General features: G+C 46.3%; 12 protein-coding genes, 1 tRNA gene and 2 other annotated features. Of the genes, 12 read left to right on the top strand and 1 reads right to left on the bottom strand.

Annotation, left to right across the window (positions count from 1 at the left end; genetic code table 11):
- Positions 1-18: 18 nt before the first annotated feature.
- The 5 genes from Tfer_RS05180 to Tfer_RS05160 all read left to right on the top strand — a co-directional run bounded on the left by Tfer_RS05180 (position 19) and on the right by Tfer_RS05160 (position 4,243).
- Positions 19-753: a P-loop NTPase family protein gene (locus tag Tfer_RS05180; RefSeq protein ID WP_013120756.1), complete on the top strand. Its 735-nt coding sequence runs from the start codon at positions 19-21 to the stop codon at positions 751-753.
- A gap of 46 nt (positions 754-799) precedes the next feature.
- Positions 800-1,966, top strand: coding sequence for an endolytic transglycosylase MltG (mltG, locus tag Tfer_RS05175; protein WP_052217180.1), 1,167 nt, complete (start codon positions 800-802; stop codon positions 1,964-1,966).
- A 108-nt stretch (positions 1,967-2,074) separates the two neighbouring features.
- Positions 2,075-2,728: an O-methyltransferase gene (locus tag Tfer_RS05170; RefSeq protein WP_052217179.1), complete on the top strand. Its 654-nt coding sequence runs from the start codon at positions 2,075-2,077 to the stop codon at positions 2,726-2,728.
- 93 nt (positions 2,729-2,821) lie between these two features.
- Positions 2,822-3,997, top strand: coding sequence for a peptidase U32 family protein (locus Tfer_RS05165; RefSeq protein WP_052217240.1), 1,176 nt, complete (start codon positions 2,822-2,824; stop codon positions 3,995-3,997).
- A gap of 12 nt (positions 3,998-4,009) precedes the next feature.
- Complete coding sequence (locus Tfer_RS05160; RefSeq protein WP_013120752.1) at positions 4,010-4,243, top strand: DUF4911 domain-containing protein; 234 nt, start codon at positions 4,010-4,012, stop codon at positions 4,241-4,243.
- Here the strand turns inward: Tfer_RS05160 and Tfer_RS05155 are convergent.
- Positions 4,201-6,060, bottom strand: coding sequence for a glycosyltransferase family 39 protein (locus Tfer_RS05155; RefSeq protein WP_052217178.1), 1,860 nt, complete (start codon positions 6,058-6,060; stop codon positions 4,201-4,203). The genes Tfer_RS05160 and Tfer_RS05155 overlap by 43 nt on opposite strands.
- A 455-nt stretch (positions 6,061-6,515) precedes the next feature.
- Here Tfer_RS05155 and Tfer_RS05150 point away from each other — a divergent pair, with 455 nt between their 5' ends.
- The 7 genes from Tfer_RS05150 to rpmI all read left to right on the top strand — a co-directional run bounded on the left by Tfer_RS05150 (position 6,516) and on the right by rpmI (position 13,771).
- Entirely contained in the window at positions 6,516-8,219 is a 1,704-nt protein-coding gene (locus tag Tfer_RS05150; RefSeq protein ID WP_052217177.1) for a peptidoglycan D,D-transpeptidase FtsI family protein, read from the top strand.
- A gap of 81 nt (positions 8,220-8,300) precedes the next feature.
- Positions 8,301-8,375, top strand: a tRNA-Val gene (locus tag Tfer_RS05145).
- Positions 8,376-8,511: 136 nt separating this feature from the next.
- A complete protein-coding gene (ytxC, locus tag Tfer_RS05140; RefSeq protein WP_052217176.1) occupies positions 8,512-9,426 on the top strand; it encodes a putative sporulation protein YtxC in 915 nt (304 codons plus the stop codon).
- Between the two features lie 529 nt (positions 9,427-9,955).
- Positions 9,956-10,558 (top strand): DUF445 domain-containing protein, encoded by a 603-nt coding sequence (locus Tfer_RS05135; protein WP_013120740.1) that lies wholly within the window; start codon positions 9,956-9,958, stop codon positions 10,556-10,558.
- Between the two features lie 54 nt (positions 10,559-10,612).
- Positions 10,613-10,843 (top strand) — a binding site (T-box leader).
- Between the two features lie 62 nt (positions 10,844-10,905).
- Positions 10,906-12,819 carry a threonine--tRNA ligase gene (gene thrS / locus Tfer_RS05130; protein WP_052217175.1) on the top strand — a complete coding sequence of 638 codons (1,914 nt, stop codon included), beginning with the start codon at positions 10,906-10,908 and terminating at the stop codon, positions 12,817-12,819.
- Positions 12,820-12,884: 65 nt separating this feature from the next.
- Positions 12,885-13,019: a sequence feature (ribosomal protein L20 leader region), on the top strand.
- A 17-nt stretch (positions 13,020-13,036) separates the two neighbouring features.
- Positions 13,037-13,558, top strand: a complete 522-nt coding sequence (gene infC, locus Tfer_RS05125) for a translation initiation factor IF-3 (RefSeq protein ID WP_013120738.1) — start codon at positions 13,037-13,039, stop codon at positions 13,556-13,558.
- Between the two features lie 15 nt (positions 13,559-13,573).
- Positions 13,574-13,771, top strand: coding sequence for a 50S ribosomal protein L35 (gene rpmI, locus Tfer_RS05120; RefSeq protein ID WP_013120737.1), 198 nt, complete (start codon positions 13,574-13,576; stop codon positions 13,769-13,771).
- Positions 13,772-13,825: the final 54 nt, after the last annotated feature.

Genomic DNA, 13,825 nt, shown 5'->3' with positions numbered 1-13,825 from the left:
TTTGAAAGGAGTGCGGCCATGAAAAAAATAGTGATAGCCGGTCGAAATGACAGTGGAAAATCTACCATTTTGGGTGAGTTGTATAAAGGCCTGAAAGCAAAGGATATCCAGCCTTTGGCTATAGGATCCGGGGTGCAGGATGAAAAGCCCTATTTATTGAAAGGGATTGATGCCACTTATCTTACCATTGCCATACCGGCACCGGGTGAAGATGTTGTTGGAGATATTGAACGCGTAACGAAAAACGCTGTCAACCAGATTAAGGAACGGAACTCGCTGATTCAGCACGCCAGAAAAGCCCTGGATGAATTGAACAAAGTCAGGTCGGTACTGGATTTGGGAGCACTAAGTCAAAAAGACATCCCCAGGGAGGCTGCTTTACCTGATATTGCCCTGATAGAAGCTGTAGGAATAAATGACGGTTATAAATCAACAGCTACCAGAAAACTGGCCGATATCCTTGTTACGGTTGTACCGGCCGGAATTAAAAATGAAATTATTATGGAAACGGGAAGCATTCTTTTAGACGAAGCCGATATCATTGTGGTCACCAAAATAGATGAAACTCCGCGGGATGTTGTGACTACCACATTAAAACTGTTAAAGCGAATCTACAGCCACAAACCAATTATACCTGTAGTGGCCACGCAGGGTGTACATATGGATTTGGTGCTTGATGAACTTTTGAAGCGGTTTATTGATCCACTTTTACTGTTGGACCTGCAGGAAAAAGAAGAAGTTAACGAGGCCTGATTATTCCTTCGTCCATCTCCTGTGGCCCCGAGAGGGCAGGGTATCGATGGGCGATTTTTTGTGGTTTTTCATTGTTTACCAGTGCCGAACATTGTATAATAATGTAGAAAATCGAATTTATGTGGAAGAAGTGATATTGGTGGCACATTTGGGACAAGCCCCTGTAAAAAAGGGTCCGCAGTTTATTTTCAGGTTAGTGACCAAAACATTTTTTTTATTGGCCCTATTTTTAGGGTTAACCGCCGGTGTTGGTTATAACCAATATGTAAATGGATTAAAACCCGTTGCTTCAGATCATGGCGCTGAGATTAAGCTGACTGTTCCCACCGGGGCCACAACGGGTCAAATTGCTGACCTTCTTAAGGAAAAGGGATTGATCAAAAATTCATTTATTTTCCGGGTTTATGCCAGGCTGCACAGGTTTGACGGTAAACTGAAGGCAGGGAATTATACCCTGAATACTTCTATGAGTTTGCCGCAAATAATGTCTAAAATAACTGGGGGTTCGGTGGAGTATATCACTTTTACCATTCCTGAGGGGTTCAATACCAGGCAGATAGCTGACCGGTTGGCTGCCAAAAACCTGATTAACAAAGAAGTGTTTTTTGATTTGGTAGCTAACGGTGACTTTGATTATGATTTTTTAAACGGGTTGCCCAACAATGAAAAAAGGCTGGAAGGCTATCTCTTTCCTGATACTTATAAAGTTACGGCCACAACCACAGAAAGAGAAATAATTGATATGATGCTGGCCCGTTTTGCCCGTGAAGCTACGCCCGAATTCAGGCAAAAAGCTCAGAAACTGGGCCTTACCCTGCACCAGGCCGTGACCCTGGCTTCTATTGTGGAGCGGGAAGCCAAAGTAGATAAAGAACGGCCCAAAGTGGCTGCTGTATTTCTAAACCGCATGAAAAAGGGATGGAAACTGGAATCATGTGCAACGGTACAGTATGCCTTGGGCCAGCCAAAGGCCAGGCTGCTGAACAAGGACCTGCAGATAGATTCACCATATAATACTTATAAATATAGCGGATTGCCACCGACTCCTATTGCTTCGCCGGGCAGGGCTTCCTTGCAGGCTGCTGTGAATCCTGCCAATGTGGATTATCTTTTCTTTGTTGTCTCGCAGGATGGTCGGCACGTATTCAGCAGGACCCTGGCCGAACACAACCGGGCTAAAGCCAAATATATAAAGGAAACCTTTAATGATTAGTGTTGCTGGTAATCCTGACGAACTGTGGTATAATATAAATAATGTGGCTGAGTGTGTGGTTTGGGCCACACATTTTCCATGTATGGGACTGACGAATGGGTGGTTTAATTGGCGCACGTTGTAAACAGGGAAATAGAAAATTACCTTCGGCAACTGGTTCCGGAACGGGACCTGCTCTTGAAATCACTGGAAGAAAAAGCTGAACAGGAGTATGTATCTATTGTTTTGCCGGAAGTAGCGCAGTTTTTGCATTTGATGGCCTTGCAGAGCCGGGCCCAAAATATTCTGGAGATTGGGACCGCCATAGGGTACTCTACGATTTGGCTGGCCCGGGTTGCCAAACAGAATGGCGGCCGGGTGACGACTATAGAAATTAACCAGAGGAGATATGAAAAGGCATTAAACAGTATCAAACAGAGCGGGCTGGAGGACGTAATTTCAGTTATCAAAGCCCACGCAGCCGACATACTGCCCACCTTAAGCGGGACATATGATTTTATTTTTGTTGACGCCGCCAAAGGCCAGTACAGCAGCTTTTTTGAAGAACTGTACCCCAGGCTGCAGACAGGCGGCCTGATCATATTCGATAATGTTCTGGCCGACGGCCTGGTTGTATGCAATGATGAAGATATCGAAAGGCGGCAGCGGACGATGGTACGCCGTTTACGTGAATTTTTAAAAATGATTACCGGATACCCCGGATTGGTAGCGTCAGTCATCCCCATGGGGGACGGGTTGGTAGTGGGCTATAAAACGGGCTAACCAAGTATTAACGGAAAGGGGTTTCAGCATGTGTTTAACAAACCTGAACTGTTAGCTCCGGCAGGAGATTTGGAAAAACTGAAAATTGCTATTATGTATGGAGCCGATGCCGTATATATTGGAGGACACCGCTACGGGTTGCGGGCAGCAGCGGGTAATTTCACCATTGAAGACATGAAAACGGGTGTGGAATTTGCCCATACGAGAGGTGTCAAGGTTTATGTTACCGTCAATATCTTTGCCCATAACCGGGACCTGCCCGGTTTGCCCGCATATTTAAAGCAGTTAAGGAATATAGGCGTGGACGCCCTGATTGTGTCCGATCCCGGAATTTTTGCCATCTGCCGGGATATTGCGCCGGAAATACCTGTGCATCTGAGCACTCAGGCCAATACCACCAACTGGGCCAGCGCGGACTTTTGGCGCCGGCAGGGAGTAGAAAGAATAGTATTGGCCAGGGAACTGTCCCTGGCAGAGATAAAAGAGATTCATGACAGGGTGGATATTGAGCTGGAAGCCTTTGTACACGGAGCCATGTGCATTTCCTATTCCGGACGGTGTCTTTTGAGCAACTTCATGACCGGGCGGTCGGCCAATTTGGGTGAATGTACCCAGCCGTGTCGGTGGAAATATGCCCTGGTGGAAGAAAACAGGCCGGGACAATATTTCCCCATTATGGAAGATGAACGGGGCAGCTATATCTTTAATTCGCAGGACTTATGCATGATTCGGCACATCCCTGAACTGGTGACTGCCGGTATCAGGAGCTTTAAGATAGAAGGCCGGATGAAGAGTATTCACTACGTGGCCACGGTGCTCAAGGCCTACCGGCAAGCTATTGATACTTTTATGGAAAACCCTGAGCAGTATCGTTTTCGGGAAGAATGGTTGGAGGAAATCATGAAGGTAAGCCACCGTGAATATACGACCGGTTTCTATTTTGGCCGGCAGCCGGCAGCCGAAAACTATTCCTGTTCCTATAAACGGACCTATGATTTTGTCGGATTGGTCAAAGAGTACCTTGCGGAGGAGCAGACAGCCGTTGTTGAACAACGGAACAGGTTTGCTCGGGGAGACCGGGTGGAGATTGTGGGACCTAACATGGGGCCTATGGAAGTAGAAATAAATGAGATGTGGGATGAGGACGGACAACCGATTGAAGCGGCACCACACCCGCAGCAAATTGTGAAAATAAAAATGCCGGTCAGGGTAGAGCCCTTTTCATTGATACGCCGGGCCAAGCCGGAAGCGGAACACAAACTGCCCTAAAGGGGGTAAATGATGGAAAATAAGATTTATATCAAGATGGACCCTCGGGACATTATATACCTGGACAATATTATGGAGGGGTTTGACGGCTTGGGCATAGTCAGTACGGGCAACCCCAAAACCGGTGAAGTATATATCCATGTGACGCCTGATACCAGGGATGAGGTGCTGGAAATTTTGCAAAATTTCCCCAGGCCGCTTGTTTATTCCCTGGACAGAGAAGGGCGGGGGGAAAATTCGATGTAATCGATACCTATTACCTGGCCTTTCGGCAGGGAAAATTCCAGCACGTTAATTCCCGCCGAGAGGTTTTGCTCGGGCAGGGAAATCTCATAGGTTTTCCATGCTTTGTCCAGTCGGATTTCCACACTGGCTTTTTTATTGATTTTTATTCTCAGAGAAGAAAAATTGTCACTGAATGCCTGTACACCCACAAGGTTTTCCTGAAGTGGCGCCATACGTATTCGCATCACATAGTTGCCTTTGCTGCGGAGGGGCATGTATACTGTGGGATTGACTGCAAGGCTGCGCAGGTAGTCGAACTGTCCCTGCCAGGTTTCCGAAGTTTGGGACCAGCCCTTGCCCAGGTAAAAACGCTGGCGTCCCAGGTCCATTTTCGGGCCGAAGAAATAAGGGTCGTCCACATAAACACCAACCAGGGAATCATAGCGCCGCGGCGGTTCGCCGTATTTAACGGCAAAATACAGGTTGGCCGGGAAGGAAAAAGGATTACCCGTCCTTTTGTATATTTGTTCAACCATGTTCTTAAAAACCGTATCGAAAGCCACCACACCGCCCTGGTGGATAACGCGACCCCTGAACTGATTCATGAACAGGATATTGCCCGCAATTAAGGCTGCCATGCAGAGGTACACCGCAACGGCAGGCCTTTTCTTTATGTAATCGGTGACTGCCGTTAAAAGGCTGCCCAGCCCAAGGGCCAGGAAAAGCAGGAAGCCGTCAAACCTGCGCATCCCGAAGGCCCATCCGGACCACCAGTCCTTGACCACGCTGTTTACGTAAGTCATGGCCAGGAATAGGAGAAAGATTCTTATGGTTAATCCTTTGTCGCGCTTGAACAGGATAAACCAGCCCAAAGCGCCGAGATATAAAGCGGGATGCCAACTGAAAAGCCCGTGCCTGGAGGAAAGCAGGGTTTCCAACATAAAGGGAGTTGTCCATTTCATAAAGGAACTGCCCTGGGGAATGGTCAGAAACCCTCCGTAAATAATTTTCCAGACAATCATTTGGGGCAGAAAGGCTGCTATGGCTGAGGCCAGAAACACCATATGACCGGCCAACAGATGCCTGATATCGCCATAATTGCGCTGTTGCTGTAGCTTATAATAGTCAACTGCCGCGTCCAGGGCCGGTAGAAGCATAAAGATACCGTTTTGCCATCGGACCAGCATCATTAAACCGGCGGCCAGCCCGAGCCAAAACCAGTCCCGGATATCCCGGTGTTTCCGGGACCGGTGCCAGAGGTAGATGAAAAGGGTTACGGCAAAAAAGGAAACGCAATGGGACATAGACGGTTCAAAAATCATGTAGTATAGCAAAAAACTGCCCAGCCAGACCGTCAGAGTGGCCAGCAGTGAAATGGAAGCCGAAAAATACCTGGTAAGCAAACGGTAAACCAAAAGGATGCCGGCAAAGGCATAGGCCTGGCTGGCCAAAGATACGGCCAACTGGTATGGCGCGGAAAACCCGTCGGCGGGTATGGAACCGCCCAGTTGGTTTATAACCAGCACAAAAAGGTGGGCAGCCAGGTAAAAAGGCGACCAGAGGATGGCTGGCCCAACGGAAAAAACATTGGTAAAATGGCCCGTTACGGTATCTTTCGGATTATAAGTAAGCCAGAAGGCTTTGGGGTAGTGCTGAAAATCATTGTGAAAATCCAAATCCCCGTCAATTACGGCAGAACGGAGATAAGCGAAATAATTATACCCATCGCTGGCTACCCGGCCGCCAACGACAACCAATAAAATTAAACATAGCAAGAAAACCAGGACCAGGACTATGTAAGGGCTTTTGGTTTTAATCAAGCCTGATAAACGTACCATGCCGAGCCTCCGTGAAAAAACCGTTTTTGGTTAACATTCCTTATCAAAGTATAGCATTATTGAGGAAATAGTTGCAACCTGTCCGGGCAGCAGGCAGGGGTCCGAGGGCACTATAAAGGGTTGGGTTGTTTTAAAAAGGATTTTCATTGCGTTGCCGCTGTGGTGCATCTTACTGCAAAAGTTCCGCGTAACAGGGCTCGATTCCCCGTCTTGTCTGAAGACGGCGAAGGCCGCCGGGAAGTTTCGGTTTATCCGAAACGTGAGGCGGCCTGACCTTTTAGAATGCTTGATCAGCCGTCGAGTTCGGGGAAAGGCTCTGTTGCGGAAGAATTTGCAGTTAGATAAACATGCGGCGAGCCAGAAAACCCGGTAAAACAACCCAACCCTTTTATTTAATGTTTGTTTAAAAAACAGCCTTTTTGCCGATGCTAAAATTAGGCAAGGGGGTTGACGGAATGGAATTCCGCAGACAAAAACGCATTATTCAGACCTTTTGGATTTTTATTTTTTGTTTTGCTCTGCTTTTGTGCCGTTTATTTGTTGTACAAATCCGGCATGCCGCCGATTATGCCGCCAAGGCCGAAGCCCAGCAAAACCAGATTATCCCCCTGGAAGAAGTGGCGCGGGGAGATATATTGGATAGAAATAAAGTGCCTCTAACGGGAAGCGGTTTTGTACCTAAAGTAATAGTCTTACCCTATTTGATGAAAGACAAGGTGACCACAGCTCAACGTCTGGGCAGCATACTGCAGGCGGACCCCCAGGTTTTGTTGGAACGGTTTGCCCGCCGGCCGGGAATGCTTCCGAACGAGATTTCATTAAGGCAGGCCCAGGCCATAAAAAGGATGAGGCTGGAGGGTGTACAGGTATATTATATAAAGAAAAGATACGACGTAAATCCCCTGGCCGTCCACCTGATTGGCCATTTAGGGAAAATTTCCGGGGCGGAATTGGCCAGGTATGCAAGCAACCCAATGCAAAAAGCCTACTCCAGGACTGATTTGGTAGGGAAAATCGGTTTGGAACGATATTATGAACGCTGGTTAAAAGGTACCCGTTACGAAACGTACCTGCAAATTCCAACTGATGCTAAAAACAGGCCGCTTAAAGGGCTGGACGTGAAAGTTAACAAGGTAAAAGACCCCGGAAGAAATCATTTAATATTAACCATAGATAAGCGCATCCAGTTGATTGTGGAACAGGCTCTGGACAGGCATAAAATTGTGGCAGGCGCCGTAGTTGTAATGGATATCCGGAGCGGCGATATCCTGGCTTTGGCCAGCCGACCTGTATTTGACCCGAATAACATAAGTTCCGCTTTACAAAACAATGATCAGGGGAATGTTTTTTTGGATAACTGCCTCCAGTTTTTACAGCCGGGTTCTGTCTTTAAACCTGTTGTCGCGGCAGCGGCGCTGGAATTGGGAGCTGTCAGGCCCGATTCCAGGTTTTTGTGCCTGGGTGAACGAGATGAACCGGTTAAATGCTACCGTAAGGAAGGCCATGGGCTGATCAGTTTTGCGGAAGCAATGGCTTATTCCTGCAATCCTGCTTTTGCCCGGGTAGGACAGAAAATCGGCGCCGCTAACTTGATTGAGTATGCCCGCAAATTGGGCTTTGCCGAGAACGGGATCATTGGTATCCCACACGCCGGGGATGCCGGTGAAAACCTGGCCAAACTAACAGAACCTTACACCATTGTTAACAGCAGTATTGGACAGGGACCTGTGCTGGTTACGCCTGTCCAGGTGACGGCCATGATGGCGGCTATTGCCGGGGACGGAATATACAAAAAGCCGCGCCTGGTTATGGGAATTCTTGACAGCAATTATAATTTGACAAAGGCCTTCGCGCCTGATGCAGGTGAACGGGCACTCAGTCCGGAAACCAGCCGTACCCTACGGGAGATGTTTAAGGGTGTAACTACTATGGGAACGGGAAAACTGGCGTATGTACCCGGATGGGGCAGCGCCGGTAAAACAGGGTCGGCCCAGGTTGACAAGAACCAGGGCATCGTTGATGCCTGGTTTACGGGATATGCTCCCCTGGATGCGCCCAGATATGCAGTAACAGTGCTGATTAAAGGCGGCGAGAGCGGAGGCAAATCGGCGGCGCCGGTATTCAGGGAAATAATGGAAACCATGCTAATGTTGGAATAAATTCATTGTCTCATCATTACAATTGCAAGCTTGACTTTTAATTTGAATCAGCTATAATATATATACGTGGTTCAAAAAAATGGGCATATAGTTCAGAGGGAGAACGCTTCCTTGACACGGAAGAGGTCCGTGGTTCGATTCCACGTATGCCCACCATAAAAAATCAAGGCTTCGGAGATTTCCGGAGCTTTTATTTTTGTCATTTTTTATTCCATTCTTCCCCTGAAAGGCTACTGTATACAAAAAAAATCTTACACATATACTAGTAGCAAAGATGGGGGTGGTGATATTGATGTCGGCATCATTCTGTATTGGTGCTGCTAACCATATAGATTATGTAAAGGAAAAACTGGATCAAGAATTTCGGTTATTGGAAAATGACGGTATAAAAATTTCCTGTGAAGAGGGAAAAAAGGGCGACTACGTATTCCTGGAATATAATATTGCTGATTATGGAGATGCCGGTTACTCTGAAGAAGACACAAAAAATATTTTCAAGCATTATGTGGCTAATGCTGTTTCTGATATTATTGTAAATAACTGGGAGCGCACCCTTTTAGAAGAAATAATTAGGGAGAATTATTATTATTTTTCCAAGGAAGAACAGCAGACTATTTCTGAATTTGCCCTAAAACATTTAAATTTAGGTCACGAAAACGGAGAAGCCATGTATGAGCAATTAAGTCGGAAGAGTCTCATTTTAAGACGGGTTCTGGAATACCTGCAGACGAACAACAACATAGTTATCGAAGGGTTTATCAGGTTTCGCTTAAAAGAGTATATTGAGGAATTGACGAAAATCGCGGAAAAAGCTGCTGACGATTATCTGTTGGATAAAGAGTATAAAGAATTTCTTCGCCTGCTCAAATACTTTGTAGATATTCAGGAACCCCGGCTGGATGTGGTACAGGTGCTTATCCAACCTTCAGGTATGTTTAAACTGCTGGACGCATCAAACAAAAGCATTAACTGCGAATACCTGGATGGATTTATTGTCGAGCTTGGGGACAGTGAACTTAATTATGAAGACCTGCTGATAAGCGCCTTGATAACAATAGCGCCTACTACCATAATCCTACATTGCCGGGAAGAGGATAAAATGTTAACCAGTATTGACACAATTGTCGGTGTTTTCGGGGAGCGGGTCAAGTATTGTGGTGGTTGTGAACTTTGCCGGGAAAACGAGGTGCATTTGCAGAAACATTGACCGATGCCGCATATTTCTAAATAGGCACTCAACATAAGTTGAGCGCCGGACTTCCCGGCGGCCTTCGCTATCTTCAAACATGCGGGAACTCCCCGCCTTCCTGCCTGCGGTTTTGCGAACGCAGTCGCTCCTTAACGGTAGCCTCAGCACCCCTTCCATCCTTCCGTTCCTGTGGGTAGCTGCTTTATTAGTGAAACAGCCAGTGTCTTGTAGTCGCAGATAATGCTGTGGAGGTAAAACAATAAGTTGTGACCTGGCGGAGGGAGGGTAGACAGTGTTAACGACAGTGAAGGCTTGAAATCACTGTTTCCGGCATGGACGCAGGAAACCCGGCCATTGAGTCACGGACGACGATTTGGCCGGGTTCAGTGATTTCAACTGAACGAAGTTTACACTGTCTTTGCCCGGAGCTTCAGAGCAACGGTTGTTTTACCTTACAGCGGTAATTCTTTTGGTTTGTTTCGACATATTGCGCGGTTTCTGAATATCTGGTATAGTTTAGTCAGTATCGGAAGCCGGAGGAATGGATATGGACTGGAAGCTTTTAACGATACCCGTGATCAGCGCTTTAATCGGCTGGATTACCAATGTTTTGGCCATAAAAATGCTGTTTTGGCCATATAAGCCTGTTAAAATTCCTTTGACTAATTGGGTTTTTCAGGGGGTTATTCCCAAAAGACAAAAGGAGATGGCCAAAAACCTGGGCGAGATAATTGAAGGACAATTGCTCTGTGTTGAAGATGTACTGGCCCAGTTCAGCAGCCACCGGGTAACGGCCAATTTTGAAAAATCGGCTAAGGAAATTATCAAAAGCCGTATCATGCAAAAGATCCCGAATTTCTTGCCTATTTCAATCCGCCATTTGCTGGGACAGGCGGCCGAGGAAATTTTGGACAGAGAAATGCCGAAAATTATTGACCGTGTTATGGATAAAATGGCGGAGCATCTCAGGGAGGATTTACATGTGGCTCCGATAGTGGAGGAAAAGGTGAATAATTTCAACCTGCAGGAACTTGAACAGCTTATTTTTGGCATTGCTTCCAGGGAACTTAAACATATTGAAGTTTTAGGCGGAGTACTGGGCTTCTTTATTGGGTGTTTGCAGGTTATTTTACTGCAGATACGAGCTTGACAAGCCCTTTGACCAGAGATTATAATGAAGGCATTGAAAGTGGTTGATAAGTAATCAAATGCGAGGAAGAGGAAGAGTAGATATTTTTAACCTTACAGAGAGCCGGGGTCGAGGCTGGAAGCCCCGGTAGGGGGGAAATATCGAAGAACCGCCTTGGAGCATCCCGGTGGAAATAACACTAAACCGGGACGGACAGGCCGTTATCCTGTGATGAGTGCTTAATAATCCGCAGGGGTTATTAGGAACCTGGGTGGAACCGCGGGAAACATACCTCTCGTCCCTGGAATTATAATTCAGTGGCGGGAGGTTTTAATATTTTCATTATTTGAGGACCTGGAGGTAGAAAAATGGCAAAAATCAAAATTTCTTTAAAAGACGGTAGTATAAGAGAATATGAAGCCGGCACAACTATTACCGATATAGCAGGTGATATCAGCCCCCGTTTAGCCAAGAACGCTTTGGTTGCCAGGCTTAACGGCAAATTGGTGGATATGTCCCGACCGGTTAACGAAGACAGTACCTTGGAAATTCTTACTTTCGATGACGAAGAGGGGCGGGAGGTATTTCGCCACAGTTCTTCCCACGTGTTGGCACAGGCAGTCAAGCATTTGTTTCCTGAAACAAAACTGGGAATCGGCCCGGCTATTACCGACGGATATTATTATGATTTTGATGTGAAAGAAAACTTTACTCCGGAAGATTTAGAGAAGATAGAAAAAGAGATGGAGAAAATCGTTCAGCAGGACCTCCCCTTTGAAAGGTCCGAACTGTCCAGGGAAGAAGCCCTGAAGCTGTTTAACGAAATGGGGGAACCCTATAAAGTAGAACTGATTAATGACCTCCCGGAAGACGCCGTTATCAGTTGCTATAAACAGGGAGATTTTGTTGACCTGTGTGCCGGTCCGCACGTACCCAGTACCGGAAAACTTAAAGCAATTAAACTCATGAGCCTGGCGGGCGCTTATTGGCGCGGCAGTGAAAAGAATAAAATGCTGCAACGGATTTACGGAACTTCCTTCCCCAAGAAAAGTTTACTTGATGAATACTTATTCCGCCTGGAAGAGGCGAAAAAACGTGATCACCGCAAACTGGGCGCTGAGTTAGACCTTTTCTCCATTCAGGAAGAAGGGCCCGGCTTTCCTTTTTTCCATCCCAAGGGGATGATTGTCAGGAACGAACTGGAGAAATTCTGGCGCGAACAGCATGAAAAGGCCGGATACCAGGAAATCAGGACTCCCATAATCCTGAACCGGTCTTTATGGGAACAATCGGGCCACTGGGACCACTACCGTGAAAATATGTACTTTACCAAAATTGACGACATTGATTTTGCCGTTAAACCCATGAACTGTCCCGGCAGTATTCTGGTTTATAAAACCAGGCTGCACAGCTACCGGGATTTCCCGATCAGGCTGGCAGAATTGGGTCTGGTGCACCGGCACGAAATGTCCGGCGTGCTGCACGGTTTGATGCGTGTAAGATGCTTTACCCAGGATGATGCCCATATCTTTATGCTGCCGAGCCAGATAAAAGATGAAATCATTAGGGTTATTGATCTGATAGATAATTTTTACAAAGTATTTGGTTTTAAATACCACGTGGAGCTGAGTACCAAACCGGAAAAAGCAATGGGTTCCGATGAAATTTGGGACCTGGCCACAAATGCTTTGAAAGAAGCACTGGCAGCCAAAGGTATGGATTTCAAGATTAACGAGGGTGACGGTGCCTTCTATGGACCCAAAATAGACTTCCATCTGATGGACTGCCTAGGCAGAACCTGGCAGTGCGGTACAATCCAATTGGATTTCCTCATGCCGGAAAAATTTGACCTGACTTATGTAGGTGAAGATGGACAGAAACACAGGCCGGTCATGATTCATAGGGTTGTTTTTGGCAGTATTGAGCGCTTTATCGGGATTCTAATCGAACATTTTGCCGGAGCTCTGCCTGTCTGGTTGTCACCTGTTCAGGCAAAAATCATGACGGTAACAGACAGGAGTAAACAATACGCCGAAAAAGTAGCCGACCGGTTAAAAGAAAAGGGCGTCCGGGTTGAGGTTGATGCTCGTAATGAAAAGATCGGGTATAAAATCAGGGAAGCTCAGGTGGAAAAAGTACCCTACATGCTGGTTGTTGGGGATAAGGAAATGGAAACCGGGACCGTTGCCGTCAGAAAACGTGGCGAAGGCGACAAAGGCGCTGTAAGTGCAGATGATTTTGTGGCCCTAATAACCAAAGAAATAAAAGAAAAAGTCAGGTGACAAAATATTTGACAAGTAATGGGAGCAATGCTATAATAACAAAGTAAAATTTAATAAATAATAATCATTTTAAGCAGAAGCCATCCGCTTCTCACCTTATGACGCCTTACGGTTGTTAATAAGGTTCGTACAGCATTTGTTTAGTTGTAACTGTTGATTTGCAGCGGATGGAGTATGTCCATCCGTTTTTAGTTTTGGATGGGTAATAATCCAGGAGGTGACAATTATTAGCAAGGATTTGCGAATTAATGAGGAAATAAGAGCTAAAGAGGTACGGCTGGTCAGCTCTGACGGGGAACAGTTAGGGATAGTTCCCCTTAAAGAAGCTTTAAGGTTTGCCCAGGAAAAGGATCTTGACCTGGTCGAGGTAGCTCCCAGCGCTAAGCCTCCTGTTTGCCGAATCATGGATTATGGGAAATATAAGTATGAGCAGAGCAAACGCGAAAAAGAAGCCCGTAAGAAACAAAAAATTATTAATGTTAAGGAAATCAAGCTGAGGCCCAATATTGAGGCCCATGACTTGGTTACTAAAACCAATAACATCGTCAGGTTTCTCAAAGACGGCGATAAGGTGAAAGTGACTGTCATGTTCAGAGGCCGTGAAATGGCTCATACTGATTTGGGGAAGCAGCTTCTCGATAAAGTGGTTGATCAGTTAAAAGATATCACCATTGTGGAAAGACAGCCTAAGGTGGAAGGCCGTAACATGGTAATGATTCTAGCACCAAAACAAGACTAGAGAGGAGGAAATTTTATGCCCAAAATGAAAACTCACCGGGGCGCAGCCAAAAGGTTTAAGGTTACCGGCTCCGGAAAGGTGAAAAAAGCGAAAGCTTATAAAAGCCATATTCTGGAAAAGAAATCCGCCAAGAGAAAGCGTAATTTGCGGCAGCCTGGTTTGGTGAGCGCTGCAGATACCAAAAAGGTAAAACTTCTGCTTCCTTACGCTTAATCTCGCGGCTTAGAAGGGCATTGTTCCGGAAATAATCTGTACAAAGGAGGTAAT

Origin of the sequence: Thermincola ferriacetica (assembly GCF_001263415.1) — a bacterium.
GTDB lineage: Bacteria > Bacillota > Thermincolia > Thermincolales > Thermincolaceae > Thermincola > Thermincola ferriacetica.
This window is presented reverse-complemented; position numbering and strand designations above follow the sequence as displayed.